The organism is Mesorhizobium sp. M0016, from assembly GCF_040324035.1.
Classification (GTDB): domain Bacteria; phylum Pseudomonadota; class Alphaproteobacteria; order Rhizobiales; family Rhizobiaceae; genus Mesorhizobium.
The window spans coordinates 287123-312908 of sequence record NZ_JAMYVM010000004.1; the positions used below are offsets into that span (position 1 = coordinate 287123).

The 25786-nt window shown below is 64.2% G+C and carries 26 protein-coding genes and 1 tRNA gene; 15 read left to right on the forward strand and 12 right to left on the reverse strand.

Going from position 1 to position 25786, the window contains the following annotated elements:
- Positions 1 to 62 precede the first annotated feature (62 nt).
- Positions 63 to 935, forward strand: a complete 873-nt coding sequence (locus tag NKJ88_RS08685; protein ID WP_352443933.1) for a methyltransferase domain-containing protein — start codon at positions 63 to 65, stop codon at positions 933 to 935.
- Positions 936 to 947: 12 nt separating this feature from the next.
- Here the strand turns inward: NKJ88_RS08685 and NKJ88_RS08690 are convergent, their stop codons facing one another.
- From NKJ88_RS08690 to argJ, 5 genes are all read right to left on the reverse strand, one after another.
- Entirely contained in the window at positions 948 to 1130 is a 183-nt protein-coding gene (locus NKJ88_RS08690; RefSeq protein ID WP_023672984.1) for a Flp family type IVb pilin, read from the reverse strand.
- Positions 1131 to 1257: 127 nt separating this feature from the next.
- Entirely contained in the window at positions 1258 to 1566 is a 309-nt protein-coding gene (locus tag NKJ88_RS08695) for a hypothetical protein (protein ID WP_023694000.1), read from the reverse strand.
- Positions 1567 to 1663: 97 nt separating this feature from the next.
- Positions 1664 to 2080 (reverse strand): 8-oxo-dGTP diphosphatase MutT, encoded by a 417-nt coding sequence (gene mutT / locus NKJ88_RS08700; protein ID WP_023685791.1) that lies wholly within the window; start codon positions 2078 to 2080, stop codon positions 1664 to 1666.
- Entirely contained in the window at positions 2077 to 2826 is a 750-nt protein-coding gene (locus NKJ88_RS08705; protein ID WP_023713717.1) for a GNAT family N-acetyltransferase, read from the reverse strand. Before NKJ88_RS08705 ends, mutT begins: the two co-directional genes overlap by 4 nt.
- Positions 2827 to 2855: 29 nt before the next feature.
- The gene (argJ, locus tag NKJ88_RS08710) at positions 2856 to 4097 is read right to left on the reverse strand and encodes a bifunctional glutamate N-acetyltransferase/amino-acid acetyltransferase ArgJ (RefSeq protein WP_352443935.1); all 1242 of its coding nucleotides are present in this window, start codon (positions 4095 to 4097) and stop codon (positions 2856 to 2858) included.
- Between the two features lie 169 nt (positions 4098 to 4266).
- Between argJ and NKJ88_RS08715 the strand changes: the two genes are divergently transcribed.
- Both NKJ88_RS08715 and NKJ88_RS08720 read left to right on the forward strand, forming a co-directional pair.
- Positions 4267 to 5496 (forward strand): caspase family protein, encoded by a 1230-nt coding sequence (locus NKJ88_RS08715; protein WP_352443936.1) that lies wholly within the window; start codon positions 4267 to 4269, stop codon positions 5494 to 5496.
- A gap of 139 nt (positions 5497 to 5635) precedes the next feature.
- Complete coding sequence (locus tag NKJ88_RS08720; RefSeq protein WP_023714960.1) at positions 5636 to 6223, forward strand: TetR/AcrR family transcriptional regulator; 588 nt, start codon at positions 5636 to 5638, stop codon at positions 6221 to 6223.
- Between the two features lie 44 nt (positions 6224 to 6267).
- Here the strand turns inward: NKJ88_RS08720 and NKJ88_RS08725 are convergent, their stop codons facing one another.
- Complete coding sequence (locus tag NKJ88_RS08725) at positions 6268 to 7188, reverse strand: peptidylprolyl isomerase (RefSeq protein WP_352443937.1); 921 nt, start codon at positions 7186 to 7188, stop codon at positions 6268 to 6270.
- A 243-nt stretch (positions 7189 to 7431) separates the two neighbouring features.
- Here NKJ88_RS08725 and secA point away from each other — a divergent pair, with 243 nt between their 5' ends.
- The gene (secA, locus tag NKJ88_RS08730; protein ID WP_023672992.1) at positions 7432 to 10164 is read left to right on the forward strand and encodes a preprotein translocase subunit SecA; all 2733 of its coding nucleotides are present in this window, start codon (positions 7432 to 7434) and stop codon (positions 10162 to 10164) included.
- 217 nt (positions 10165 to 10381) lie between these two features.
- Here secA and NKJ88_RS08735 read toward each other — a convergent pair whose 3' ends face one another.
- A complete protein-coding gene (locus tag NKJ88_RS08735; protein WP_352443938.1) occupies positions 10382 to 12970 on the reverse strand; it encodes a helix-turn-helix transcriptional regulator in 2589 nt (862 codons plus the stop codon).
- A gap of 244 nt (positions 12971 to 13214) precedes the next feature.
- Between NKJ88_RS08735 and NKJ88_RS08740 the strand changes: the two genes are divergently transcribed.
- The 7 genes from NKJ88_RS08740 to NKJ88_RS08770 all read left to right on the forward strand — a co-directional run bounded on the left by NKJ88_RS08740 (position 13215) and on the right by NKJ88_RS08770 (position 19316).
- Entirely contained in the window at positions 13215 to 13487 is a 273-nt protein-coding gene (locus tag NKJ88_RS08740; RefSeq protein ID WP_023685308.1) for a DUF4242 domain-containing protein, read from the forward strand.
- Entirely contained in the window at positions 13465 to 13770 is a 306-nt protein-coding gene (locus tag NKJ88_RS08745) for a hypothetical protein (RefSeq protein WP_084624964.1), read from the forward strand. The genes NKJ88_RS08740 and NKJ88_RS08745 overlap by 23 nt, the downstream gene beginning before the upstream one ends.
- 158 nt (positions 13771 to 13928) lie before the next feature.
- A complete protein-coding gene (locus NKJ88_RS08750) occupies positions 13929 to 14432 on the forward strand; it encodes a hypothetical protein (protein WP_023744028.1) in 504 nt (167 codons plus the stop codon).
- Between the two features lie 264 nt (positions 14433 to 14696).
- Positions 14697 to 16100, forward strand: coding sequence for a lipopolysaccharide biosynthesis protein (locus NKJ88_RS08755; RefSeq protein ID WP_352443939.1), 1404 nt, complete (start codon positions 14697 to 14699; stop codon positions 16098 to 16100).
- Positions 16100 to 17380: a GNAT family N-acetyltransferase gene (locus NKJ88_RS08760; RefSeq protein ID WP_352443940.1), complete on the forward strand. Its 1281-nt coding sequence runs from the start codon at positions 16100 to 16102 to the stop codon at positions 17378 to 17380. Before NKJ88_RS08755 ends, NKJ88_RS08760 begins: the two co-directional genes overlap by 1 nt.
- A 75-nt stretch (positions 17381 to 17455) precedes the next feature.
- The gene (locus NKJ88_RS08765; protein WP_027050715.1) at positions 17456 to 18607 is read left to right on the forward strand and encodes a YncE family protein; all 1152 of its coding nucleotides are present in this window, start codon (positions 17456 to 17458) and stop codon (positions 18605 to 18607) included.
- Positions 18608 to 18740: 133 nt separating this feature from the next.
- On the forward strand, positions 18741 to 19316 hold the full coding sequence (locus tag NKJ88_RS08770) for a cation efflux transmembrane domain-containing protein (protein ID WP_352443941.1): 576 nt from the start codon (positions 18741 to 18743) through the stop codon (positions 19314 to 19316).
- A gap of 188 nt (positions 19317 to 19504) precedes the next feature.
- Here the strand turns inward: NKJ88_RS08770 and NKJ88_RS08775 are convergent.
- Positions 19505 to 19589: transfer RNA gene (locus NKJ88_RS08775), tRNA-Leu, on the reverse strand.
- 206 nt (positions 19590 to 19795) lie between these two features.
- Between NKJ88_RS08775 and NKJ88_RS08780 the strand changes: the two genes are divergently transcribed.
- Positions 19796 to 20380, forward strand: a complete 585-nt coding sequence (locus NKJ88_RS08780) for a YqaA family protein (protein WP_023685316.1) — start codon at positions 19796 to 19798, stop codon at positions 20378 to 20380.
- 61 nt (positions 20381 to 20441) lie between these two features.
- Complete coding sequence (locus NKJ88_RS08785; RefSeq protein WP_023737462.1) at positions 20442 to 20960, forward strand: disulfide bond formation protein B; 519 nt, start codon at positions 20442 to 20444, stop codon at positions 20958 to 20960.
- Between the two features lie 265 nt (positions 20961 to 21225).
- Here the strand turns inward: NKJ88_RS08785 and NKJ88_RS08790 are convergent, their stop codons facing one another.
- Both NKJ88_RS08790 and NKJ88_RS08795 read right to left on the reverse strand, forming a co-directional pair.
- On the reverse strand, positions 21226 to 21783 hold the full coding sequence (locus tag NKJ88_RS08790) for an HNH endonuclease (protein ID WP_008874122.1): 558 nt from the start codon (positions 21781 to 21783) through the stop codon (positions 21226 to 21228).
- Positions 21784 to 21910: 127 nt separating this feature from the next.
- Positions 21911 to 22552, reverse strand: a complete 642-nt coding sequence (locus NKJ88_RS08795) for a DNA-3-methyladenine glycosylase family protein (RefSeq protein WP_023685318.1) — start codon at positions 22550 to 22552, stop codon at positions 21911 to 21913.
- A 73-nt stretch (positions 22553 to 22625) separates the two neighbouring features.
- On the opposite strand from NKJ88_RS08795, the gene gluQRS reads away from it, so the two are divergent.
- Positions 22626 to 23501, forward strand: coding sequence for a tRNA glutamyl-Q(34) synthetase GluQRS (gene gluQRS, locus NKJ88_RS08800; protein ID WP_352443942.1), 876 nt, complete (start codon positions 22626 to 22628; stop codon positions 23499 to 23501).
- On the opposite strand, the gene NKJ88_RS08805 is transcribed toward gluQRS, so the two are convergent.
- On the reverse strand, positions 23502 to 23789 hold the full coding sequence (locus NKJ88_RS08805; RefSeq protein WP_023701414.1) for a hypothetical protein: 288 nt from the start codon (positions 23787 to 23789) through the stop codon (positions 23502 to 23504).
- 219 nt (positions 23790 to 24008) lie between these two features.
- On the opposite strand from NKJ88_RS08805, the gene NKJ88_RS08810 reads away from it, so the two are divergent.
- Entirely contained in the window at positions 24009 to 24884 is an 876-nt protein-coding gene (locus tag NKJ88_RS08810; protein WP_031202754.1) for a DMT family transporter, read from the forward strand.
- Here NKJ88_RS08810 and NKJ88_RS08815 read toward each other — a convergent pair.
- Entirely contained in the window at positions 24881 to 25732 is an 852-nt protein-coding gene (locus NKJ88_RS08815) for a YihY/virulence factor BrkB family protein (protein ID WP_023671675.1), read from the reverse strand. The genes NKJ88_RS08810 and NKJ88_RS08815 overlap by 4 nt on opposite strands.
- Positions 25733 to 25786 lie beyond the last annotated feature (54 nt).

The following is a 25786-nucleotide window of genomic DNA, read 5'->3' on the forward strand; positions in this document are numbered from 1 at the left end:
CCACGTGGGTTTTGTCGTCCGCGCCAGGATATCACTAGACGGACAAACAGGGATGTCTACCGTTGCAGCCGATCATCGATACTGAACTTTGGCTGGTGCGCAAGCGCAGGGCGCTGGCCCACCCCGTAGCCGGCGCGGATTTTCTGATGCGGCGGGCGGCGGAAGACCTTGCCGACCGGCTCGGCGCGGTCGAGCGGAAATTCGGCAAGGCCGCGGTGCTGTTTTGCCAGACGCCGGACGCAACGGACGTGGTCGCTGCAAGCGGCAAGGCAGCGGAGATCGTGCGCGTCGAGGCAGATCCAGCGTTTCTGGACGGCCGGCCAGGGCTGATAGCACCGCTGGAAACAGTGCCGTTCCAGCCGGAAAGCCTCGACCTCGTCGTTTCACTTCTGTCGTTGCAGGCGATGAACGACATTCCCGGCATGCTGGTGCAGATCCGCCGCGCTCTGCGGCCCGACGGGCTTTTCCTCGGCGCCTTTGCCGGCGCCGGCACGCTTTCCGAATTGCGCGAAAGCCTGCTCGCCGCCGAGACCGAACTCTATGGCGGCGCCAGCCCGCGTGTCATCCCCTTCACCGATGTTCGCGACGCCGGCGCACTGCTGCAGCGCGCCGGACTGGCGCTGCCGGTGGTCGACGTCGAAACGGTGACCGTCCGCTACGATACCCTCTTCGACCTCATTGCCGATCTCAGGGCGATGGGCGAAACCAGCGCGCTGACTGATCGCAGCCGGCGACCGGGAGCGCGAAAGCTTTTTACCCGTGCCGCCGAAATCTATGCCGAACGCTTTTCGGACGCTGATGGCCGCATCAGGGCAAGCTTTTCCATCGTCTGGATGTCGGGCTGGGCGCCCGATGCCTCGCAGCAAAAGCCCTTGAAACCGGGTTCGGCGAAGGTCTCGCTGAAGACGATACTGGAAAACCCCGGCGGGCGGTGACGGCGCTCCGGATCAGTGCTCGGCGAAGGCGTTTGCGAGCCTGCTGTTGTTGTCGCTGAACAGAAACTGGATCGCATTGCTGGCCTTGCCGACACCCCCGACGATGGCAAGCGACAGCACCGCAACGATCAGGCCATATTCAATGGCCGTGGCGCCTGTTTCGTCCTGCAAAAATCGGCGCAGCAATGGCTTCATGATCGTCGATCCCTCTCATCCCCGACCATATCGCCGACCTGTTAAGAAAGGTTAACGGCACAAGCTTAACAGGCTGTGAAATGGGCCTGCGTTGAGGAAGTTCTCAAGCTGGTGTCGACCTTGTTGGTCAGCAGTCGCCGCTGCGTTGGCCGTCGGCGCGGATGATGCAGACTGAGCTCGGTGAGGGCTGCAGCACGCTTCTGCGCAGCGTATAGGTGGCCCGCGAGCCGATCGAACCCGTGCTCATCGGGTCGAGACCGCCTGCAAGAGCATCGCGGCTGGATGATCGCGTCTGGTTGTCCAGCACGGGGACCGCGATCAGCGCCAGCGCCACTGCGGCCGAGCCGAACAACAGCGTGACGCGCAATAAGCCGACGCCGGCGGCGCGAAAGCTGCGATCTGGCCGGATCGAGTCCCATTCCCTGTCGAGGCTCATGCAATCGCTCCCCGCGAACCCGCTTTGCCGCAATTTTTCACGACGAGATAAATCTTCCATTAACGCTGGCTAGATCAGACCGCGAAATGGCTTTGTATCACAACAGGTCGATGAGGAACTGGATCAGCGGCGCGTCGGCCGGCGGCATGGGATAGTCGCGCATCTGCTTTGGCCGCACCCATTTCAACGCCTGCCCTTCCCTGGGCTGCGCGATGCCGCGGAAGCGGCGGCAGACGAACAGGGGCATCAGGAGATGGAAATCATCATAGGAATGGCTGGCGAAGGTGAGCGGCGCCAGGCAAGGAATGTCAGTCTCGATGCCGATTTCTTCCTGCAGTTCGCGGATCAGGCATTGTTCCGGCGTCTCGCCTGGCTCTACCTTGCCGCCGGGAAATTCCCACAGGCCGGCAAGCTGTTTGCCCTCGGGCCGCTGCGCCAGAAGCACGCGGCCATCGGTATCGACCAGCGCGCACGCGGCGACCAGCAGCAGGCGTTTGCCGGTGATCTCGCTCATGCGCCCGGCGGCCGGCGATAGTGGTAGCGATAGACTTCGTCGAAGCCCAGCGAGCGATAGAGCGCCAGCGCCGGCGCATTGCCGGCCTCGACCTGCAGCCAGGCTTCGCGAGCGCCACGCAGCCTCGCCCACTTCAGCGCCGACAGGATCAGGTTGCGGCCATGGCCCTGATTGCGCGCCGACTTGGCGGTGGCGATCTCGAACAGACCGGCAAGATCGCCGTCATGGACGCAGATCAGCACCGCCAGAGGGTCGGCCCCTTCCTCCAGCGCAAACAGCCCGACTTCGGGTTGGATAGCGCCGATGATTTCCGAAAGACCCGGCCGCAGCGATGCATCCGAGCCGCTGACCTTGAGCGACGCGCCGAGAAAGCGGCTGATATCCTTCAGCGGAATCTGGTCCATGGCCGGCGCCAGTTGCGCGTCCGCCAGCGGCAGCCGCATCACCAGGGATTCGTCGAATGTGCTCCAGCCCTCATTGTCGAGATGCTTGGCCAGGTCCGGCCCCGACAGCGGCGAGATGCGGAAGGTCAGCGGCCTGCCATAGGCGTCGAAGCGCCGGCTGGCGCGGCCGATGCGCTCGGCAATGTGCTGGGTGTCGCCGGGATCGAGCGGGTTGACCGAGTTCAGCCGCTTGGCCGGATGGCCGGCTGTCAGCCGCACCACCCAGGTGCCGTCATAATGCACGGCCGCCGCCGGCCAGGCGCGAAACCCCGCAGCCTCGTAGCGGCGCACGATGGCGAGCATGCTTGCCGGATGCCTGGAAGCCAACTCCATCAGCTCCGGTAATCGCCATTGATGGCGACATATTCCTTGGTGAGGTCGCAGGTCCACACCGTCGCCTTGCCGCGGCCGATACCGATATCGGCGCGGATGCGAATGTCGTCGCGCTTCATATAGGCCGAGATCGCTTCCTCGGAGTAGCCCGGGTCGCGTTCGCCCTCATGCGCCAGACGGTTGTCGCCGAACCAGATCGACAGCCGGTCGCGATCGGCCGGCTCGCCGGCCTTGCCGACGGCCATGACGACGCGGCCCCAATTGGCGTCCTCGCCGGCAACCGCCGTCTTGACCAGCGGCGAATTGGCGATGGACAGCGCGATGCGCTTGGCCGAGCGCGCCGATTTGGCGCCGGTAACGGTGACTTCGACCTGCTTGCGGGCGCCCTCGCCGTCGCGCACCACTTGCAGCGCCAGCGATTTGAGCACCTTGCCCAGCGCCCGGCGGAACGCGCCGAGACGCGCATCCTTGGGATCGCTGATGGCGGGCGCGCCGCGCTTGGCAGCGGCTCCGGTGGCGAACAACAGCAGCGTGTCGCTGGTCGAGGTGTCGCTGTCGACGGTGACGGCGTTGAAGGTCTTGGCCGTGCCGCGCGACAACAAGGCCTGCAGCACGGGGGCGGCGATCGGCGCATCGGTGGCGATGAAGGACAGCATAGTCGCCATATCGGGCGCGATCATGCCGGCGCCCTTGGAGATGCCATTGATGATGACGTCGGTGTCGCCAAGCTTGACCGTCGCTGTCGCCACTTTCGGATAGGTGTCGGTGGTCATGATGGCCTTTGCCGCCTCGGTCCACAGATCCGGCTTGCCGTCCTTGACCAGTCCGGCCAGCAAATGGCTGAATTTGGTGGTGTCGAGCGGCTCGCCGATTACCCCGGTAGAAGCGAGGAACACTTCACCTGGCGTGCAGCCTGCGGCCTTGGCCGCGGCCTCGCCGGTCAGTTGGGTGGAGGCGCGGCCCTTCTTGCCGGTGAAGGCGTTGGCGTTGCCGGAATTGACCACAAGCACCCGCGCCTTGCCGGCGCCAAGGTTCTCGCGGCAGAAGTCGACCGGCGCCGAGGGGCATTTCGACTTCGTGAACACGCCGGCAACCGCTGTGCCGGCATCGAAGACTATGGCCAAGAGGTCGGTACGGTTCTTGTACTTGATCCCGGCCTCTGCGGTGGCGATGCGCACGCCCTCAATGGCAGGCATTTCGGGATATTTCTTCGGCGCGAGCGGCGAAATCGTTGCGTACATTGGGGACCTCGGGCGACGGAAAAACGCTAGGCGAAGGCCGGTTTGCCCGATAGCACGGCCCGGCGCAAGGGCGTTTTCTTGGCCGCCGCTGTGGGCAAGCCACCAGGGATTAAGCTTGCATTTCAAATCCGTTGGCGTCGGCGGGGCCTCTGGCGTTATGATATCGGCCATGGGCAGGCTGGTGATCTTGGCGGTGGCGTTTATGGGGCTTTTGCTCCTGAGCGCCGATGCGCAGCCGGAACGGCGCGTGGCGCTGGTCATCGGCAATGGCACCTATGCCGAAGCCGGCACGCTCACCAATCCGGTCAACGATGCGCTCGATATTGCCGGCAAGCTGCGCTCGATCGGCTTCGACGTCATCGAGGGCAACGATCTCGGCAAGCGCGAACTCGAGCGCAAGATCGGCGAATTTTCCGATGCGCTGGAAGGTGCGGGCGTCGGGCTTTTCTATTACGCCGGCCACGGCTTGCAGGTGGAAGGGCGCAACTACATCGTGCCGGTCGACGCCCGGCTCGACATGCCGGTCAAGCTGCAGCTCGAAGCCGTGCCGATCGACGAAGTCCTCGACATCATGGAGCAGCAGACCAAGGTCAGCCTGGTTTTCCTTGACGCCTGCCGCAACAATCCCTTTGCCCGCAGCCTGAGCCGCACCGCCACCACGCGCTCGGCAACGGCGCTTGCCGGTCTGGCGCAGTTCGATTCGACGCGCGGCTCCTTCATCGCCTTCTCGACGGCGCCAGGCGCTGTCGCCATGGACGGCACCGGGCGCAATTCGCCGTTCGCCGCCGCCCTGCTGCGACACATGGCCGAGCCCGGCCAGAGCATCAACGACATGATGATCGCGGTGCGCCGCGACGTGGTCTCCGAAACCCGCGAGGGACAGCGCCCATGGGAACAGGGTTCGCTGCTCGAACGGTTTGAGTTTGTGCCCGGCGGCGAAACGGTTGCACAGCCGAAGCCCGCCGTCCCCCCGGCGCCCGAAACAAAGGTTGCGGCACTCGAACGGTCTGTAGGCGACGACAAGACCGCAATCGAGAAATTCCTGCGCGACGACTATCTTGCGCCCGATGCCGCGGCGATCGGCGAGACCGTCAAGCGGCTCTATGCGCCTTCCGCCACCATCTTCGGCACGCGCTATGACAGCGACGCCGTCGTCAAGCTCAAGACGGGCTGGTTCGCGCAATTTGCATCCTGGTCGTTCAGTCTCGAGCCCGGCAGCCTCGAGGTGACGCCGCAGGGCGAGAACCGCGCCGAAGCCGTGTTCGCGATGAGCTACGACTATATGCCGAAAGACAAATCGGCGGCGCGCATGACCGGCAAGGCACGCGTCACGCTTGGGCTGGTGAAGAGCGACGGCCAGTGGCGGATCGCCTCGGAAACCTCGCAAGCGATGAACTGAAAATCCCCGCGCAGGGCGAATGTGAGGCCTGCTTCTACAAGCGCTGGAAACGGGCCGTTTCGTTTGCCTGCCAGCTCACCTATATTGCCGGCGAGATTGTTGGCCAGGATTGCCGGCGAGATTGTTGGCGAGGACAGACATGGGCGAGGATCCGGCGCGCAGATCGATCGGGGCGCGGCGCAACCCAGACAGCGCCGAGGCCATTCTCGAGGCCGCGGAGGCGGTGCTGGTCGAGGCCGGCTATGCCGGCTTCTCCATAGAGGCCGTGGCGCGGCGGGCGCGCGCCGGCAAACCCACGATCTATCGCTGGTGGCCGAGCAAGGCCGCCTTGCTGTTAGAGGTCTACAAGCGGCAAAAGCGTGTCGACGTCCCCGATACCGGCAGTCTCGAAGACGACCTCGTCGGTTTCCTGAGGAACCTCTTCGCGCATTGGCGCGACACATCCTCGGGCAGCGTATTCCGCTCGCTGATCGCCGAGGCCCAGTCGGACGAAGCGGCGGCCGCGGCCCTGACTGGCTATGCCGATGGGCGCGTGTCCCACACCGCTCGGATCATCGAGCGCGCCAAAGCGCGCGGCGAGGTTGCGGCCGATATCGACGCAGCGCTGGTCGCCGACCTCATCGCTTCCTATGCCTGGAAACACCTTTTGACCAACCGGCTGGACGAAGATGAGGCGACAATCCTTGCCACTGTCCGCTATGTGATGTCAGGCATCTCCCGCAATTGAAAAGGGCGCCGAACGGCGCCCTTTGCATGTTTTCGGTGCCGGCCTTACTTGCCGGCTTCCATCGTGTCGACGGCCTTCTTCAGATTGGCGTCGGGGATTTCAACCTTTGCGGCGCCGCGCAGCTGCTTGACCAGTGCGAAATACTTGTCGCGGATCACCGCCTGCTTGGCCTGGTCCTTGACGTCGTCGAAGGCCGGCGGCTGTTTGGTGCGCCTGTCCTCGAGCTTGATGACATGCCAGCCGAATTGCGTTTGCACCGGCTCCTTGGTGTATTTGCCGATTTCGAGCGCAACTGCCGCCTTGTCGAATTCCGGCACCATCTGCCCCGGGCCGAACCAGCCGAGATCGCCGCCATTGGTTTTGCCCGAGGGATCGCTGGTATGCTCGTTGGCGAGCTTCTGGAAGTCGGCACCGCCATCGAGCTGCTTGATAATCGCCTCGGCCTCTTCCTTCGTCTTCACGAGGATGTGACGGGCATGAATCTCATTGACCGGCGGCGTGCTGGCGATTTCCTGATCGTAGCGGGCGCGCACCTCGGCATCGGTAACCTTGTCGACGACGCCCTTCTCGACCATCTCGCCATGCAGCGCGCGCTGCTGCAGGAACGCCATGCGGCGCTGGAATTCGGGATCCTTGTCGAGCCCAGTAGCGACCGCCTGGGCGGCCATGACGCGGATTTCGATGGCCGCCGAAAGGGCGGCGGCGCGGCGCTGCTCGGGTGGCAACTGCGAGAACTGCTGCGACAGCTCGCCCTCGGCAAGCCCAAGGTCCGCCTCGGTCAGCTTCTGGCCATTGACGGTAGCGATAACGGCGTTCGGATCGACGGGGGCTGCCGCCGGCGCTGCTGCGGCATCGGCCGGGGCGGGAGCGGCTTCCTGGGCCATCAGCGGAGACAGCGACAGGACCGACAGGCCGAAAGCCAAGCCAAGGCTGGCGAGCGACGCACGGCGAAACAGTAAGGACATCAAGATTAACTCCAAGGGGGGATTGGTAGGCTTGCAGATCAGCCGGATTGTGGCGGAATTTGGCGCTGCCCATAGGGCTAACGCGGCGTTGACATCAGTTGAGCCCCCTCTTATCTGTCCAACGACTTTGCGTCCAGAACCGTTTTCCGGGCGCTTTTTGTGTTTGTCCGCGTTTCACGCGGAATTGATGGGGCCGGCCGGCGCTCATCTCAAAATTGAGAATTCTATCGAAAGGACCATCGGATGGTCAGTCTCGGCGGTCTCGCCCGTAAGGTTTTCGGTTCCTCCAACGATCGTCGCGTAAAATCGACCCGGCCGCGTGTCGAGGCGATCAACGCCATGGAAAACGAGATGCGGGCGCTGTCCGACGCCGAGCTTCAGGCCCGCACGGAAAAATTCCGCCAGGATATCGCCAACGGCGCCACGCTCGATGACCTGCTGGTGCCGGCCTTCGCCACCGTCCGCGAGGCATCCCGCCGCGTGCTCGGCATGCGCCCGTTCGACGTGCAGCTGATCGGCGGCATGGTGCTGCACAATGGCGGCATCGCCGAAATGCGTACCGGCGAGGGCAAGACCCTGGTCGCCACCCTGCCCGTTTATCTCAACGCGCTTGCCGGCAAGGGCGTCCATGTCGTCACCGTCAACGACTATCTCGCCACCCGCGACTCCGAATGGATGGGCCGCGTCTACAAATTCCTCGGCCTCTCGGTCGGCGTCATCGTCCATGGCCTGTCCGACGAGGAGCGCCGCGTCGCCTACGCGTCCGATGTTACCTATGCCACCAACAACGAGCTCGGCTTCGACTATTTGCGCGACAACATGAAGTATGAGCGCGCGCAGATGGTGCAGCGCGGCCACAATTACGCGATCGTCGACGAAGTCGATTCCATCCTGGTCGACGAGGCGCGCACGCCGCTGATCATTTCCGGTCCGCTCGAAGACCGTTCGGAAATGTACAACACCATCGATGCCTTCATGCTGCAGCTCGGCCCAGCCGACTACGAGATCGACGAGAAGCAGAAGACCTCGATCTTCACCGAGGAAGGCACCGAGAAGCTGGAAAACCTGCTGCGCGCGGCCGGCCTGCTCAAGGGCGAGTCGCTCTATGACGTCGAGAACGTCGCCATCGTCCACCACGTCAACAACGCGCTGAAGGCGCACCGGCTGTTCCAGAAGGACAAGGACTACATCGTCCGCAACGACGAGATCGTCATCATCGACGAATTCACCGGCCGCATGATGCCGGGACGCCGCTATTCGGAAGGCCTGCACCAGGCGCTCGAAGCCAAGGAGCATGTGGCGATCCAGCCGGAAAACCAGACGCTGGCCTCCGTCACCTTCCAGAACTATTTCCGCCTCTACAAGAAGCTGTCCGGCATGACCGGCACGGCGCTGACCGAGGCCGAGGAGTTCGGCAACATTTACGGCCTCGAAGTCACCGAGATCCCGACCAATCTGCCGGTCATCCGCAAGGACGAGGACGACGAGGTCTACCGGACGGTCGAGGAGAAGTACAAGGCGATCGTCAAGGAGATCAAGGAAGCGCGCGCCAAGGGCCAGCCGACGCTGGTCGGCACCACCTCGATCGAGAAATCCGAGCAGTTGGCCGAGCGCCTGCGCAAGGAAGGGTTCAAGGATTTCGAAGTGCTGAACGCCCGCCATCACGAGCGCGAAGCGGCCATCGTCGCCCAGGCCGGCAAGCCCGGCGCCATCACCATCGCCACCAACATGGCGGGACGCGGCACCGACATCAAGCTCGGCGGCAACGCCGAGATGCGCATCGAGGACGAACTGGGCGACATGCCTGCTGGTCCCGAGCGAGAGGCGCGCGAAAAGGAAATCATTGCCGATGTCGAGCGCCTGAAGGAAAAGGCGCTGGCCGCCGGCGGCCTCTACGTGCTCGCCACCGAGCGCCATGAATCGCGCCGCATCGACAACCAGCTCCGCGGCCGCTCCGGCCGCCAGGGCGACCCCGGCCGTTCGAAATTCTTCCTGTCGCTGCAGGACGATCTGATGCGCATCTTCGGCTCCGAGCGCATGGACGGCATGCTGCAGAAGCTTGGCCTCAAGGAAGACGAGGCCATCATCCATCCGTGGATCAACAAGGCGCTGGAAAAGGCGCAGAAGAAGGTCGAAGCGCGCAACTTCGACATCCGCAAGAACCTGTTGAAATACGACGACGTCTCGAACGACCAGCGCAAGGTGGTGTTCGAGCAGCGCATCGAATTGATGGACGGCGAAGGCCTGTCCGAGACGATCGCCGAGATGCGCGAAGGCGTCATCGAGGAGATCGTCACCAAGAACATCCCCGAAAACGCCTATGCCGAGCAGTGGAACGTCGCCGGCCTCAAGGCCGAGGTCGCCGAATTCCTCAATCTCGACCTGCCGGTCGAGGACTGGGTCAAGGAAGAAGGCATTGCCGAGGACGACATCCGCGAGCGCCTGACCAAGGCCGCCGACGCCGCCGCCAAGGAGCGCGCCGAGCGCTTCGGCCCAGACGTGATGAGCTATGTCGAACGCTCGGTGGTGTTGCAGACGCTCGATCATCTGTGGCGCGAGCACATCGTCAACCTCGACCATCTGCGTTCGGTCGTCGGCTTCCGCGGCTACGCCCAGCGCGACCCGCTGCAGGAATACAAGAGCGAGGCGTTCGAGCTGTTCCAGGCGCTGCTCGGCAATCTGCGCCAGGCCGTCACCGCGCAATTGATGCGCGTCGAACTGGTCCGCCAGGCCGCCGAAGCGCCGCCGCCCGAAGCGCCTGAAATGTTCGGCAGCCACATTGACGGCACCACGGGCGAGGACGATTTCGAGGGTGGCGAGACCGCACTTCTGGTCCGCCAGGAGAGCAACGCCATCGTCGCTCCCGAAGACCGCGATCCGAACAACCAGGCGACCTGGGGCAAGATCGGCCGCAACGAAGCCTGCCCCTGCGGCTCCGGCAAGAAATACAAGCACTGCCACGGCGCGTTTGCTTGATCATTAGGTCGGCGGGACAGCACCCCCCTCTGGCCTGCCGGCCATCTCCCCCTCAAGGGGGGAGATCACGCAGTTGCGGGCCCCACTTCCTTTTCAACTTCGACAATTGGCGAAAGCCTTGATCACAGCCAATCTCCCCCCTTGAGGGGGAGATGTCCGGCAGGACAGAGGGGGGTGCGAAGGATCGCGACCTCTCGGTCCAACCCTCGTCAAAACCTCACAACAACCCCGAATCGCGCGCGGTCGCTGTCGCCTCGCCGCGCGACACCGCATCCAGCTTGCCCAGCACCGCCGAGACATGGTGATCGACCGTCTTTGGCGAAATCGTTAATTGCTCGGCGATCCGCTTGTTGGAGAGGCCGCGTTCGATCAGCTGCAGCACCTGCATCTGGCGCAAGGTGAGGCCGGCGAGGTTGGCGCGCGTCGAGCGGCGCGGGCCGCGGGCGATGCCGCCAACGCCGTTCTTGCGCATGATATCGCGCAGGCGCTGGGCTGCCGGCCTTGCCCCCAGGCCGTCAAAAATATCCAATGCCAGCCGCTGCCCCTCGTCGTCGCCGAGGATGAGCGCCAGTCCGCGCTCGTATGGCGCATTCAATTCGGCCCAGAGTGCCGAAGCCGAACGCCAGTCGCCGGTTAGAAGCAGCCGGTATGGTGTCGCCATGTCGGCGGTGTCGCCGGCCGGCATATCGGGAGAGAGCAATGTTCGCCACAAAGCCAGCTCCCCGACATGGGCACGCGAGCGCACCGGCGCTTCCGCGCGGGTGATCAGCGCCAACGCCTCTTGCCTGTCGGCCAGGCCCAGCCATGCCTGCTCCGCCATCAGCGCCGCGTAAGAGCTCAGCATCTGCAGGTCGCCGCCGCTTCCGACCAGGCGCGCCATTTCGGCGAACAGCGGCTCGGCCGAGGGATCGCCGCGCCTCAGGCGCAGTTTCGCCAGTGCCAGCAGCGCCGGAAACCGGCCCACGGTGGTTGTCCGCTCATTGTCGATGACATCGCTTGCCGTCGCGGCGGCCTCATCCCATTGGCCCTGACGCAGTTGCACATCGGCCAGCATGCCCCTGAGATAGTCGCGCCAGGTGCCGAGGTCGTTCTCGGTGCAATAGTGGATGCCGCTCTCGAGCACCGGACGTGCCGCGTCGTAGCTCATCTGGGTGATCTCGAAACAGGCGCGGTTGGTGAAGGCGCGCGCGGCATGTTCCTGGAAATTGCCTTGGAGCGCAATTTCAAGGCTTTCGTCGAGGCGCAGGCGTCCGGCATCCGGATTGAGCCACTGCTCGACGCAGCCGACATTGTTGAGGGCATGCGACGCGATGTCGGGACGGTTCATGCGCGCAGCCAGCGCCGCTGCCTTCTCGCCATAGAACAGCGTGTCTTCCACCCTCTCCGAAAGCATCGCCAGATGCGAAAGGTTCGAATAGGCCATGGCGAGTTCGGGACCGGCGGGAGCCGCTTCCAGCATCGCCACAGCCTCGGCGCCGAAGGCGGCCGCCGCCTCGCGGTCATCGCCCATTTCGCTCAGCCGGGAGAGCCATCTCAGGCTGTCGCCCTCCTTCAGCCTGTTGCCGTCTGCCTGATGCAACCGGCGCGCCTGTCCCTGCGCTGCAAGCGCATCATCGATCTTGCCGATGAGATGGCACTCGAAGGCATGACTTTCGTAGAGCGCGGCGCGCTCGATCACCGGCAGGCTGTCGGCCTGCTGCAAGGCGATCTCGTAATAGCCGGCGGCATCGCGATGGGCGCCGACGCGCGACGCCTCGCGCGCGGCGATTGGCGCAAGTTCGCGCACCGCCGCCAGATTGTGCGCCTCGACCGCATGATGCACCAGGCGGCCTGTGGAGACGTCGCCATTTTCGAGCAGTGCCGCCAGCGCACGCTGGTTGAACTGCCGCCTGTGCGACGTCGTCAGCATCATTTCGATGGCGCGTCGCGCGATGTCGTGGCGGAAGGCGTAGCCGTCGCCCAGATCGTCAAGCAGGCCGTTGGCGACACACTCGGCCAACTGGCCGGCGCTGGCGACGCCGCACAGGCCTTGCAAGGCCCAGGCGTCGGCGCGGCGCGGAAACACCGACACCGCGTCGAGCATGGCCCGGGCGCCAACCGACAGCCGCTCGGCCCGCGCCAGCACCGCGTCGCGCACGCTTGCCGGCAGCGCCATTTCGTTTTCGGCGCACAACAATTCGGTGACGAAGAAGGCATTGCCTGCGGTCGCCCGGTAGATGGCGTCGCCATCGCGGCCGGCCGCATCGGCGAGCGACAGCACGGCCGCCTCGCTGAGCAGCGGCACGTCGATGCGCGCCACGCTGCCGGCCGGGATTTCGCCCAGGGCGCGGCGCACCCGCATCTGTCCTTCGCTGCGGTCGGTGCGGGCCGTCAGCAACAGCAGGATGTGGGTGTTGACGATACGCCGGCCGAGGAAGCGCACGAAATCGAGCGTGGCATCATCGGCCCAGTGCAGGTCTTCGATCACCAGCAGGCTCGGTCCCTTGGCCGCAAAGGCGTCGAGCGCATCGGAAAACAGCGGCAGTCTCTGCCCATGCCGGGCGTCGATTGCGCGCGGCAGCGCCCATTGCGCCTCACGGGCCAGATCGTAAAGCGGCCCCAGCGGATCGGGGATCGACAGATCCTCGCAAGCGCTGCGCAACATTGCCGCGCTCTGCCCGACACGGGCCGCGAACGCCTCGACAATCGCCGTCTTGCCGGCGCCGGCCTCCCCCGCCAGCACCGCGACTCGGCCATGGCCGCCTATTGCATCGCCAAGCAGTGTCTCGAGCTGCTGCAGCTGCGTCTGCCGTTCCAGAAGCATCATTGTCATCGTCTCACAGGATCGGAGTTTTCCCACCATGGCGGGCCGCTCACGATTAGCCCGTGAAGAAAGCGACGCAATGTGACTTTGCACACATTGCCGTGCCTCTTTCCACAAAGAACGACGCCAATATAGGGAATCGTCCCGTCCAATATGGGGAATCGTTCCGATGCGCGGGCCGGGCCGGCGTGGTCAACGTCCAGCCGCGCTCCGATCGAGCGTGAACCAATGGAAAAGGAAGTCTTCCATGCCTCGCTATCTGATTGAACGCACATTTCCGGACGGCCTCAACATTCCGATGACCGACATCGGCGCCACTGCGGTCGGCGGCGTCGTCATGCGCAATGCCGAAAAGGGCGTCACCTGGATCCAGTCCTTCGTCACGCCCGACAAGAAGCACAGCTTCTGCATCTACGACGCGCCGACGCCCGAAGCGATCCGCAGCACCGCTCAGAAAAACTCGCTGCCGGTCGACAAGATCACGGAGGTGCGGGTTCTTGACCCTTACTTTTACCTCTGATCCTGCGTTCGGTCGCCACGACGATGAGCATCAAACTGTCCTTCGCGGCCGTGGCGAACTGCCTGATGGCCTGCCGCTCGGTGGAATCGGGCCTGTCCTGGGAAAAACCGGCCGGCCAATCTCCGTGCTCGGCCGTCTATGGCGGTTCGCGTCGAAGCTGCCTGCGTATCTGTCTGAAAGGCGGCGCTTGCCCCCGGAAGGCGACTATCTGAGGCGCGACATCGGGCTCTCGGAGCGGGACGTCCCGCAGGAATATTGGCAATATTACTTTTGGGATCGTTGATTTTGCACGGTTTTTAAGGGTTGCGGCCAAAGCCCGGCAACGGAAGCCGCATCGCATGAACCGGGACGGACAAACCAAATCCTAAACCAACGCCGCAGCGTTTCGGGCAGCCTGATCGGCCGCCGTCGCCTTAAGCGTCAACAAACGGACGGAAGACCATGACCATAACTCTTTGGACGACACGCTTCGCGGCTTTCGCCGCCATCTCGATCGCGGCGGGTGCGGCCGCCCAGGCGCACGACGCCAATCCGCTGGCCGAAAAGGTGCGCGCCGCCAACAGCCGGTTCGAGAATGTGGCAACCGCCACCGCCGAAGGCTACGCGCCGATCCCTTGCGCCAGCGGCATCACCGGCGGCGCCATGGGCATCCACTATGTCAACGGCGCCTACCTCAAGGACGATGCCGTCGATGTCGCCAAGCCCGAAGCGGTGATGTACGAGCCGACGGCCGACGGCAGCCTGAAGCTGATCGCGGTCGAATACATCACCTCGAAAGGCCCGGCCTCGCTCGAAGGCCAGCTGTTCAACTTCAACAGCGCCCCCAACCGCTACGGCCTCGGCCCGTTCTACGAACTGCACGTCTGGGCATGGAAACAGAACCCGACGGGCGCCTTCGCCGACATGAACCCGAACGTGTCGTGCGACGCCATGAAGGGGATGTAACGCCTCACATGTGACACCTCGGGCACCGGACATCCGGTGCCTGGCCATCCCCCTTGGCGGGGGAGGGGCGAGCGAAACGCCGACCGGCTCCCCAGTCTTCCCCGGCGTTCGCTCGCCTTTTGTTATGCCCCGGCACACGATGACGCACCTTGCACACGCGGCCGTCCTTGGCCCCTCGGCGCACCCGCACCTGCCCACCCTTTCTTAAGGTGTTTCGGATACATCGAAACCTTGAAAAGAGGCGGAAAACGGAGAGACATCGGGGTGCGCTTTTCCGCGGCGACGACGGCCGGGCGGTTCTTGCCGCAGCGCTTGGCGCTGCGCATGGGGCCTCTGCTTGGCCGCATCGATGCGGTGCTGTTCACCGCCGACGAACGCGGCGAAGCCGGTCGCATGTCGCTGATCGCCTTTGCCATCCGCATCGTCAGCGCCGTCATCGCCTTCATCAGCCAGGTGCTGATGGCGCGCTGGATGGGCTCGTTCGAATACGGCATCTTCGTCCTCGTCTGGGTGACGATGGTCATCGTCGGCAACCTCGCCTGCCTCGGCTTCCACACCTCGGTCATCCGCTTCATCCCCGAATACCGCGAACGCAACATGATGGCCGAGCTGCGCGGCATCGTGGTCGCCAGCCGCCTGTTCGTGCTGATTGCCTCAACCGCGATCGCCGGGCTTGGCGCACTGGGCGTCTGGCTGTGCGCGAACTGGATCGAGAGCTACTATGTCATGCCCTTCATCCTCGGCCTGTTCTGCCTGCCGATGATCGCCATGGGCGATCTGCTGCAAGGCCAGTCACGCGCCAATTCCTGGGCGTTGTTTGCGTTGTCGCCGACCTATCTGGTGCGGCCGGTGCTGATCCTGGCGCTGATGGCGCTGATGCTGGCAGTGGGCTATGCGCCCGAAGCCAGGACAGCGATCTTCGCTTCGATCGCCGCCACCTACGCCACCACGCTCGGCCAGCTCATCGGCGTGACCACACGCATGGGCAGGAATATCCCGGCCGGGCCGATGAAGGTGCATTTCAGCGAGTGGTTCATCGTCTCGCTGCCGATCTTCCTGGTCGAAAGCTTCTTCTTCCTGCTCACCAACGCCGATGTGCTGATGGTCGGCGCCTATCTTCAGCCCAACGACGTCGCCGTCTATTTCGCCACCGTCAAGACGCTGGCGCTGGTGCATTTCGTCTATTTCTCCGTCAAGGCCGGCGTTGCCCAGCGCTATGCGCAGTTCACCCATGGCGAGCCGGAAAAGCTCGCCGCCTTCGCCCGCGAGACCGTGTCGTGGACGTTCTGGCCGTCGCTGCTGATGGCGCTGCTGGTGCTGGCGCTCGGCGAACCGATGCTGGTGCTGTTCGGCCCCGAATTCACCGCCGGCTATCCGCTGCTGTTCCTGCTGGTGTTCGGCGTCGTGGCGCGCGCCGCCGTCGGCCCGTGCGAAAGCCTGTTGACGATGAGCGGCAACCAGAACATCTGCGCCGCCGTCTATGCCATGACGCTGGCCTTCAACATCGGCCTCAACGTGGTGCTGATCCCGCTCTTCGGCCTGTGGGGGGCGGCGATCGCCACCAGCCTCGCCATGGTCTTCGAGGCCAGCGCCCTGTCCTTCACCGTCTGGCGCAAGCTCGGCATCGTCATGCTGATCTTCGTGCCCGCTGCCGAGGGAGCCGCCTGATGGCCGCCATCCCGCTGATCGAGGAAACCAGCGGCGGTCCGGCCGGCGCAATGGTGTCGGGCCTTGCCGGCCTGGCGCGCGACGCCGATCCGGCGCATCTCGAGATCCTCGCCAACAACCGGCCGCTGCGCAAGCTGGCGATCTATCCGGCTTCGGCCGGCTTCGAACTGGTCGAGGAACTCGACTATCTGTGCACCCGCACGATCGAGCCCAACGTCTTCTTCAACCCGCGCTTTCTGGCGCCGGCCATGCCCCGGCTGGAAGATCGCGAGGTCAAGCTGGCCGTGATCCGCGACGGCGACGAATACCGCAACCGGCTGCGCCTGCTGGTGCCGTTCTCGGTCGAACGGCCGGCGGTGCCGCTCGGCGTTCCGGTGATGCGCACCTGGTCGAGCCCGTTCGGCCCGATCGGCACGCCGCTGGTCGACCATGACGACCCGATCGGCGTCGTCGAGGATTTCTTCGGCATGCTGTCGCGGCCGCATCTCAAGTTGCCGAAGGTCTTCGTGCTGCCCGACATGCGCCTCGACGGCCCGTTGGCCAGCGTGCTGGCCACCGTTGCCGAGACGCGCGGCCTGACAATGGTCACCACCGGCAAGGCGGACCGGCCGGTGCTCGAAAGCACCCTCGACGGCGAGGCCTATTTGAAAGCATCGCTGCGCGCGCACCACTACCGCGAATTCCGCCGCCTGAAACGGCGCCTGGAGGATCTCGGCAGGCTGGAGCATGTCGTGGCGCGGGGACCGGACGAAATCCGCCACGCCATCGAAAGTTTCCTGACGCTGGAGGCGGCCGGCTGGAAGGGCCGCGAGCGCACCGCCATGGCCATCGACCGCTACCGCGCCGCCTTTGCCCGCGAAGCCGTGCACCGGCTGGCCGAGCACGACATGTGCCGCATCCATTCGCTGACGCTGGACGGCCGCACGATCGCCTGCCTGGTCGTCTTCGTCGAGGCCGGCGTCGCCTACACCTGGAAGACCGCCTATGACGAGACCATGGCGACCTTTTCGCCGGGCACGCTGCTGATGATCGAGGTGACCAGGCAGCATCTCGACGACCCCAACATCATGATGACCGATTCCTGCGCCGTGCCCGACCACCCGGTGATGAGCCGGCTGTGGAGCGAGCGCAAGCCGATGGGCTCGCTGGTGATCGGGCTGACGCCGGATGCCGATCGGCTGACCCGCCAGGCCGCCTCGCAGTTGCATCTCTACCGCGAGACCCGCAACATGGCCCGCCTGCTGCGCAACCGCGTGAAGAGTTTGCTGGGACGGCGATAGCCACTGGATCAACGGCAAGACACCAGCTATGGCTCCGGCGGCAATTTCGGCCGGCCTTCACGACAAGCCATCCTGATGATCAGAACCTTTTTGCGTCACGCCGGTCCCCGTGCGGCCTTTTCGCTGCTTGCACTGCTGCCTGTCCGCGCCCGGGCCGATAGCTGCCCCGAGGATTGCAGCGAGCCCGCGCCGTCCATCAACATCTACAGCCACACCGCCGCCGGCCATCTCAGCCCGGCCACGCTGGGTGCACTGCCGCGCGTCTATGTGCCGAACCGCTCCTCCAACAGCGTCACGGTGATCGACACCATGACACTCAAGGAAGTCGACAGGTTCCCGGTCGGCAGCAAACCGCAGCACGTCGTGCCGTCCTGGGACCTGAAGACGCTCTGGGTCGCCAACAATGGCACCGGCAAGAACGGCAGCCTGACGCCGATCGACCCGATGACCGGCAAGCCCGGCCCGCAGATCGCCGTGGACGATCCCTACAATTTGTATTTCATGCCGGGCGCGGCCATCGTCGTCGACGAAGCCCTGGAGCGGCTCGATTTCCGCGATCCTCACACCATGGCGCTAATGTCGAGCCTGCCGACGCCCACTTGCCCCGGCATCAACCACGCCGAATTCTCGGTCGACGGGGCCTACGCGATTTTCACCTGCGAATACGGCAATGGCGGACTGGCCAAGATCGACCTGAAGAACCAGAAGGTGCTTGGCCATCTCGACTTTTCGAAAATGGGCATGCCGCAGGACATCCGCCTCTCACCCGACGGCAAGGTTTTTTACGTCGCCGACATGATGAATGACGGCGTGTTCCTCGTCGATGGCGACAGTTTCAAGGAAATCGGCTTCATCCCGACCGGCATCGGCGCCCATGGCTTCGTCGTCAGCCGCGACGGCAAGCGGCTCTATGTCTCGAACCGGGGCTCGCACAAGATGGAGCAGGGTCAGGCAAAGGGACCGGGCAGCGTGACGGTGATCGACTTCGCTACCCGCGCGGTCGTCACGCAATGGCCGATCCCCGGCGGCGGCAGCCCCGACATGGGCAACGTCAGCGCCGACGGCAAACAACTATGGCTGTCCGGCCGCTTCGACAGTGCCGCCTACATGATCGACACGACATCAGGCGCGGTGACCAAGTTTCGGGTTGGCTCAGAGCCGCACGGCCTGACGGTGTGGCCACAGCCGGGGCGGTATTCCCAAGGCCATACGGGAAATATGCGCTAAGTCCGCGTTCGAGGCGCGCTCGAACGCAAGAGGTCGCAAAGGGCGACCGCTCGTCGGCCCGGAACGAGCAGGGGCTTTCCTTGGACACCGCGAAGCTGTAGCTCCACACACTGGTTTCGGATACCGCCAGAAGATGAACCTCCGCCGCATCGTCCTCATCGTCGCGCTTCTCAATCTTGCCTATTTCGGGATCGAGTTCGCTGTGGCGCTCGCCATTGGATCAGTGTCCCTGTTCGCCGACAGCATCGACTTTCTTGAAGATGCTTCCGTGAACCTCCTTATCCTGCTCGCACTTGGGTGGTCTGTGCGCTCCCGTGCGCGGGTGGGGATGGCATTGGCGCTCATCCTCCTCATGCCGGGTCTGGCAACGCTCTGGACGGCTTGGGAAAAGTTCAACGTGCCGGTGCCGCCGCAGCCTATCGCCTTGACCTTGGCGGGACTTGGCGCTCTCGCCGTCAACCTGTCCTGTGCCTACATGCTGGCCGCGCACCGGCATCGTGGCGGCAGCCTCACAAAGGCGGCCTTCCTGTCGGCCCGCAACGACGCCTTGGCCAACATCGCCATTGTTGCCGCAGGGTTGGTCACGGCCTTGCTCTGGCATTCCGCGTGGCCCGATTTGGCGGTGGGATTGGGGATCGCGGTCATGAACGCCGACGCGGCCCGCGAAGTGTGGGAAGCTGCCCGTGAAGAACACCGTGCGGCGGCCTGAGAGCACGTAGAGCGGGGCTACCGGCCGCCGCTGATTGGCGCTATCGCTGTCATCCTCAGCAGCCGCGGTTGGCTCTGTGTTCGAGGCACTGTTCGAACCCGGAGGGTTCGCAAGGGCGACCGCCCGTCGGCCGGTCAGGCCGCCCCATCGGAGCCCGTGAGCGAAGCGAACTGGCGTGAGATAAAAAATGGTGCCCCTAGCCGGAATCGAACCAGCACTCCTTGCGGAACTCGATTTTGAGTCGAGCGCGTCTACCAATTCCGCCATAGGGGCTCAGGCCCAAAGGCCTGGATGGGCGCGGACTATACGGTTGGAGGCGTGTTCGTCAACTGGCCAAATGCGCCGCCGTGCCCTGCTTGCGGCAAAAGCCCGCCTTTCTGTTTCGTGAAGCTCCTGCCATTGTGCGGCGCGGAAAATCTTTCTAGACAGACGCGCATCAAAGCGCGTTGCGTCTGGGCAACCTGCATCCAGGAGAGCCGATGCTTCGCGGACTTTACGACTGGACCTTGTCGCTGGCGGCCCGCAAATCCGCCGAATGGTGGCTGGCCTTCATCGCCTTCGTCGAAAGCTCGGTGTTTTTCATACCTGCCGACGTCTTGTACCTGCCCATGGCGTTGGCGCGGCCCGAACGCGCCTATCGCTACGCGTTGACCGCTACTGTCGCGTCCGTGCTGGGCGGCATTGCCGGCTGGCTGATCGGTTACTATGCCTACGACACGATAGCACGGCCGATGCTGGAGCACTTTGGCGGCCTTGACGCGTTCGAGAGGTGGCAGTCGGCCGGCACCGGGCTGATGCTGGTGCTGCTCGTCACATCGGGTGCCGCCCACCTGCCGCCGATCAAGGTGGTCACCATTCTGGCAGGCGCCCTCCACGTCAATCTTGTCGTCTTCATCGTCTCCGCCATCCTGGCGCGTGGCGCTCGTTTCCTGCTTCTGGCCTGGCTGCTGCGCCGCTATGGCGAGGAGATCAAGGAGTTCATCGAGAAGCGTTTGGGATTGATCGTCGGCGCCGGCGCCGCCGCCCTGATTTTGCTCTATATCGTCGTCAAATACGCCTTCTGACCGCCCAAGGCGGGCGGTGGGTCAGGACTATGCCGCGGACGGCGAATTAAACGGACGAAACATGACAGCCACGATGACAGCCGATACCGGACGCCAGCGGACGCGCACCGCTTTGTTTCTCGCCGTGGCCATGGCCGCCACGGTCGGCTCCGCGCTCGCCTTCCAGCACATAGGCGGCTACATCCCCTGCCATCTCTGCCTGGAACAGCGCACGCCCTATTATATCGGCGCCCCGCTGATGCTGCTGGCGGTGATTGCCTCGATGCTTAGCGCGCCCGCATGGCTGACGCGCGGCCTGCTTGCCGTCGGCGGCCTGCTGATGCTCTATGGCCTCTATCTCGGCGTCTATCATTCGGGCGTCGAATGGGCCTGGTGGCAGGGCCCGGCCGATTGCACGGCCGGCGCCGGCCCGGTCGATACCGGCGGCAAGGGCGTGCTCGACGCGCTCGACAAATTCGTGCCGCCATCCTGCGACAAGGCCGCTTTGCGCATCCTCGGCCTGTCGCTGGCCGGCTGGAACGCCATCGCCAGCTTCATCCTCGCCGCCGTCGCCTTTCGCGGGGCAATGGCGCGCGATTAACCAAGTGCGAGGTCGCGCCATGCGGCCAGTCTCTAAATGTTGGCACCGCCCCTCATTGCCCTGCCGGGCATTTCTCCCCGTGTAGTGACGGGGAGAAAGACGCAGTCATCAATGGTTTCGCCAATCCCGAACGCTGAAAGAAGGGCGCCAGATTTGCAGCCAATTCCCTTCTCCCCGTCACAATACGGGGAGAAGGTGGCGCAGCCGGATGAGGGGCAGCACCTGACATCGGCGATTGCCCTGGCAAGGCCGATCGGGCCAATCCCTACGGCTCCAACTCCACATCCCAGTAGAGATAATCCATCCAGCTTTCATGCAGATGGTTGGGCGGGAACAGCCGGCCATTGTTGTGCAGGTCGTGCACGGTCGGCTGGTAGGGCTTCTGCAGCGGCCACATCTTGGCGTGCGCCGGCATCATGCCGCCCTTCCTCAGATTGCAGGGTGAACAGGCGGCGACGACATTCTCCCACGTCGTCGCCCCGCCGCGATGGCGCGGGATGACGTGGTCGAAGGTCAGATCCTCGGGCGTGCCGCAATACTGGCACTGGAAGCGGTCGCGCAGGAACACGTTGAAGCGGGTGAATGCCGGGTGCCTCGACGGCTTCACATAGGCCTTCAGGCTGACGACGCTGGGCAGCTTCATCGAAAAGGTCGGCGAAGACACCGCATGCTCGTATTCGGCGACGATGTTGACCCGGTCGAGGAACACCGCCTTGATGGCGTCCTGCCAGGACCAGAGCGACAAGGGGTAATAGCTGAGCGGACGGTAATCCGCATTCAGCACCAGCGCAGGAAGCCCATCCGGAGATACGGCAACCGTCACTTGTTGACCTCCTCGTTCTAGAACCGATCGGCGCGGATACTGTAAGCCCGACATGACAGGGATGTGAAGCGGATTGTCATCAGCCAAAAGCGGCAAAAATGCAGGATTTTCATGCTTTTTTACGGTTTCAGGCCGGAGGTGCTGCGTCCCGGCCCCTGGTTTCGCGATAATAGGACCAGAAAAGCCGCGATGCGACGCCTCGCCACGGGCTCCATGATTCGGCCAGAGCGATCAGCGTTTTCTCCGGCGGACGCGGCTCTATGCCGAGCGCGTGGCCAACCGCGCTCTGCAGCGCGACGTCGCGCGCGGGGAAAATATCGGGGTGGCCGGCGGCAAACAGGAGATAGACTTCCGCCGTCCACGGGCCGATGCCCGGCACCGCGATCATAGCCGCGATCGCCTCTTCGGCGTCGAGCGAACAGAGGTGATGCAGGTCGAGCCCCTCAACCACGGCCTGCGCAACCGCGATCAGACCGCGCTGCTTCGGCCGCGACAGCCCAGCCTCGCGAAACATGTCCTCGCCGGCGGCAAGGATCGCCTGCGGCGTTAGCGGATCGACCAGTTTCACCAGCCGGCCGAAAATGGCATCGGCGCTCGCACGGGATACTTGTTGCGAAACGATAATGGAGGCCAGGCTTCGAAAGCCGGGCTCCGACAGCCGCAGCGGCACCTCGCCGGCCATGCCGCGCACCTTTTCCAGGCGCGGATCGATTGCGCAAAGCGCATCCAGCCCGCGCGCAATATCGTCCAGTGTCGCGATGCGTTGCATGTTTCTTGTTCCTGAACCGACCGCACGGTAGCAATTGGCAAAACCGCTGCACAACCCGATTGCCGCTTGTGAGATGATGCTCCTGACATTCCGCTTCGCGCCGAGCCCGAATGGCGAAATGCATCTCGGCCATGCCTATTCGGCACTGCTCAACCAGCAACTGGCGCGTGCGGCCGGCGGCCGCCTGCTGCTGCGCATCGAGGACATCGACACGATCCGCTGCACGCCTGAATTCGAGGCCGGCATCTTTCGCGACCTCGAATGGTTAGGTCTCGAATGGGAACAGCCGGTGCGGCACCAGGCCGAGCATTTCACCGACTATCAGGCCGTGCTCGACCGGCTGGTCCGCGAAGAACTCGTCTACCCTGCCTTCATGAGCCGTGGCGAGATCAGGGCCTTCATCGCCAACAGCGAAAAGCGCGGCCGCGACTGGCCGCGCGACCCGGACGGCGTGCCGCTTTATCCCGGCGCCGACAAGGCGCTGCCGATCAGCGAACGCAACCGCCGCATCGCCGAAAATGCGCCCTTCGCCTGGCGCCTCGACGTTAAGGCGGCGCTGGCGCGCGTCGGCACGGATTTGTCCTGGCGCGAATTCACCAACGAGACGCTTTCGGCGACGCAGCGCGTCGAGGCGCGTCCGCAGGACTGGGGCGACGTCATTCTGGCGCGCCGCGACATACCGACCAGCTATCACCTGGCCGTCGTCGTCGACGACGCCCTGCAAGGTGTGAGCCATGTCGTGCGTGGCCGCGACCTCTATTCCGCGACTGGCATCCAGCGCCTGCTGCAGGAATTGCTCGGCCTCGGCCAGCCGCAGTATTTCCACCACCGTCTCATACTCGGACCGGATGGGCGCAAACTGTCGAAGAGTTTTGCTGATACCGGCCTTGCCGCGCTGAGGCAGGCAGGCATGTCGCCGGACGATGTCAGGCGGCTGGTCGGGCTATGACTAAAGCCGGGCCAGCCCCGCCTTGAGCAGCGCCAACGCGCCGATAAACGCGAAGGCGCCGCCCAGTCCCCAGGCAACCGCGAGCTTCAGATCTCTCAGGACGATGCCATGTTCGTTCGCGGCCATGACCGCGACGAAAAAGCCGAGCGTGAACAGCAATGTGTTGCCGGTCGACCCAAAACCGTCCTCCTGCATGATGGCGTCGAGCGCTGAACCGAAGAAGAAGCCAAACACGGCCACACTGGCCACCGTCATCAAAAGCCAGCTTGTGTCGAGATGCAACAGCATGCGCGCTCCCTGTCGAAGCCAAAACGCCATGTCGCCGGATCCATCGACAGAAGTCGATTGCCCTGACGCCGCCCTTTGAATTCGGCCACCTCCTACATCAGGATGAGCTTATGTACCAATTGTTTCGCTTTGCTTGCCGGATTGAACCGCATTAGAGCAATTGCCGTATTTGTCTCTTCACCGAATCGGACCTCTCCACCGGAAACGGCTTCCCCGAAAATGCACAGTCTCAAGCGGTTCATCCCCGCCTCGTTTGTCGTCCTATGGGCGACAGGTTTCATCGGCGCGCGCTACGCCATGCCCTGGGCGGAGCCCTTCACCTTTCTGGCAGCCCGCTTTGTCATCGCCGCCTTGCTGCTTGCCGGGCTGATGCTCGTGCTTGGCTCGAAGCGAGCCACAAGGGCAGAAGCGCTTCACGCCACGGTCGCCGGCATCCTCATGCATGGCATCTATCTCGGCGCCGTGTTCTGGGCGATCCACAGGGGCATGCCCGCCGGGCTTTCGGCGCTGATCGTCGGCCTGCAACCGCTGATCACCGCCGTGCTTGCCGGCCGGTTCCTCGGCGAGGACATCCTGCCGCGCCATTGGGCCGGCCTTGCCGTCGGCCTTGTGGGAGTGATCATCGTGCTGTGGCCGAAGCTCGGCGCTCTCGGCGGCGGCGTTACGCCCGAAACCCTGACGGCGTCGCTGGTCTCGGTGCTGGGCATGAGCGCCGGGACCATCTGGCAGAAGCGCTATGCCTCGGGTGGCGACCTGGTGGCGGCGACGATGTGGCAATATATCGGCGGCGGCTCGCTGATGATCCTGGCTTCGCTGGCCCTTGAGACCCACACGGTGATCATCAACGGCGAACTGATCTTCGCCATGGCCTGGCTGGTCCTGGTGCTGTCGATCGGCGCCATCTTCTTGCTGATGGTGATGATCCGCGACGGCGAGATGTCGAAGGTCGCGTCGCTGTTCTACCTGGTGCCGGCCGTCACCGCTGTCATCGCCTGGGCGCTGTTCGGCGAACGGCTCAGCCTCGTGCAGATCGTCGGCATGGCAATCGCGACGCTCGGCGTCGGGCTGGCCACGGCTCGGCCAGCCAAAACCTAGCTGCCGACACGCGCGCGCGCTTCGAGAAAGCGGCTGATCGCCGCATTGAGTTCGCCGCCGAGGATGAAGATCGCCGACAGCATATAGAGGAAAACGACGGCGATCATGATCGAGGCGAGGCCGGCATAGGTCGTCACATAGGACGAGAAATGGTCGAGGTAGGTCGCGAACATCGTCGAGCCGACAAGCCACGCAGCCAGAGTGAAGATGATGCCAGGCACCAGCGAGACAAAGCGGCGCTTGCCCGCCGGCAGCCAATAGTGGACGGCAAACAAGCCACCAATGATGACGGTTGAGGCGATGACGTAACGCCATAGCGTGATCGTGCCCGTATAGGGTTTGATCCACTCGAAATGAGCTTCCGCCAGCCGCGCCAGCAAAGGCGCAAAGACCAGGAGCACGCTGATCGCCAGGAAACCGGCCGTCGCGATCAGCACGAAGAAAATGCTCTGCACCCGGCGGTAGATGATGCCGCGCGTTTCGGCGACGCGGTAGGCGCGGTTGAGCGAGGTGCGCAGCGCCTCGATGCCGTTGGAGGCGAAATAGGCCGCCAGAAGCACGCCGTAGGTCAAAAGATCGGTGCGCCGCACGGTCAGCACGTTGAGCACCTCGCGCGCGATAGGCTTGGCGATCTGTTCGGGCCAGGTGTCGAAGACCAGGTGCACGGCAGTATCGGCGAACGCCTGCGCGCCGAGGAAGCTCGCCAGCGTGGTGGCGAAGATCAGGAATGGGAACAGCGCCATGAGCGAAGTGATCGCCAGATGGCTGGCCATGGCCCAGCCGTCATCGGTGTTGAAATGGCCAAGCGCGTCATAGAGCACGCGGCGCAGCACGACGATATTCCGCATCAAGAGCCGCGTTCCCTTCGATTGTCTCGACGCCGCGAATATGGGAAGGGATTG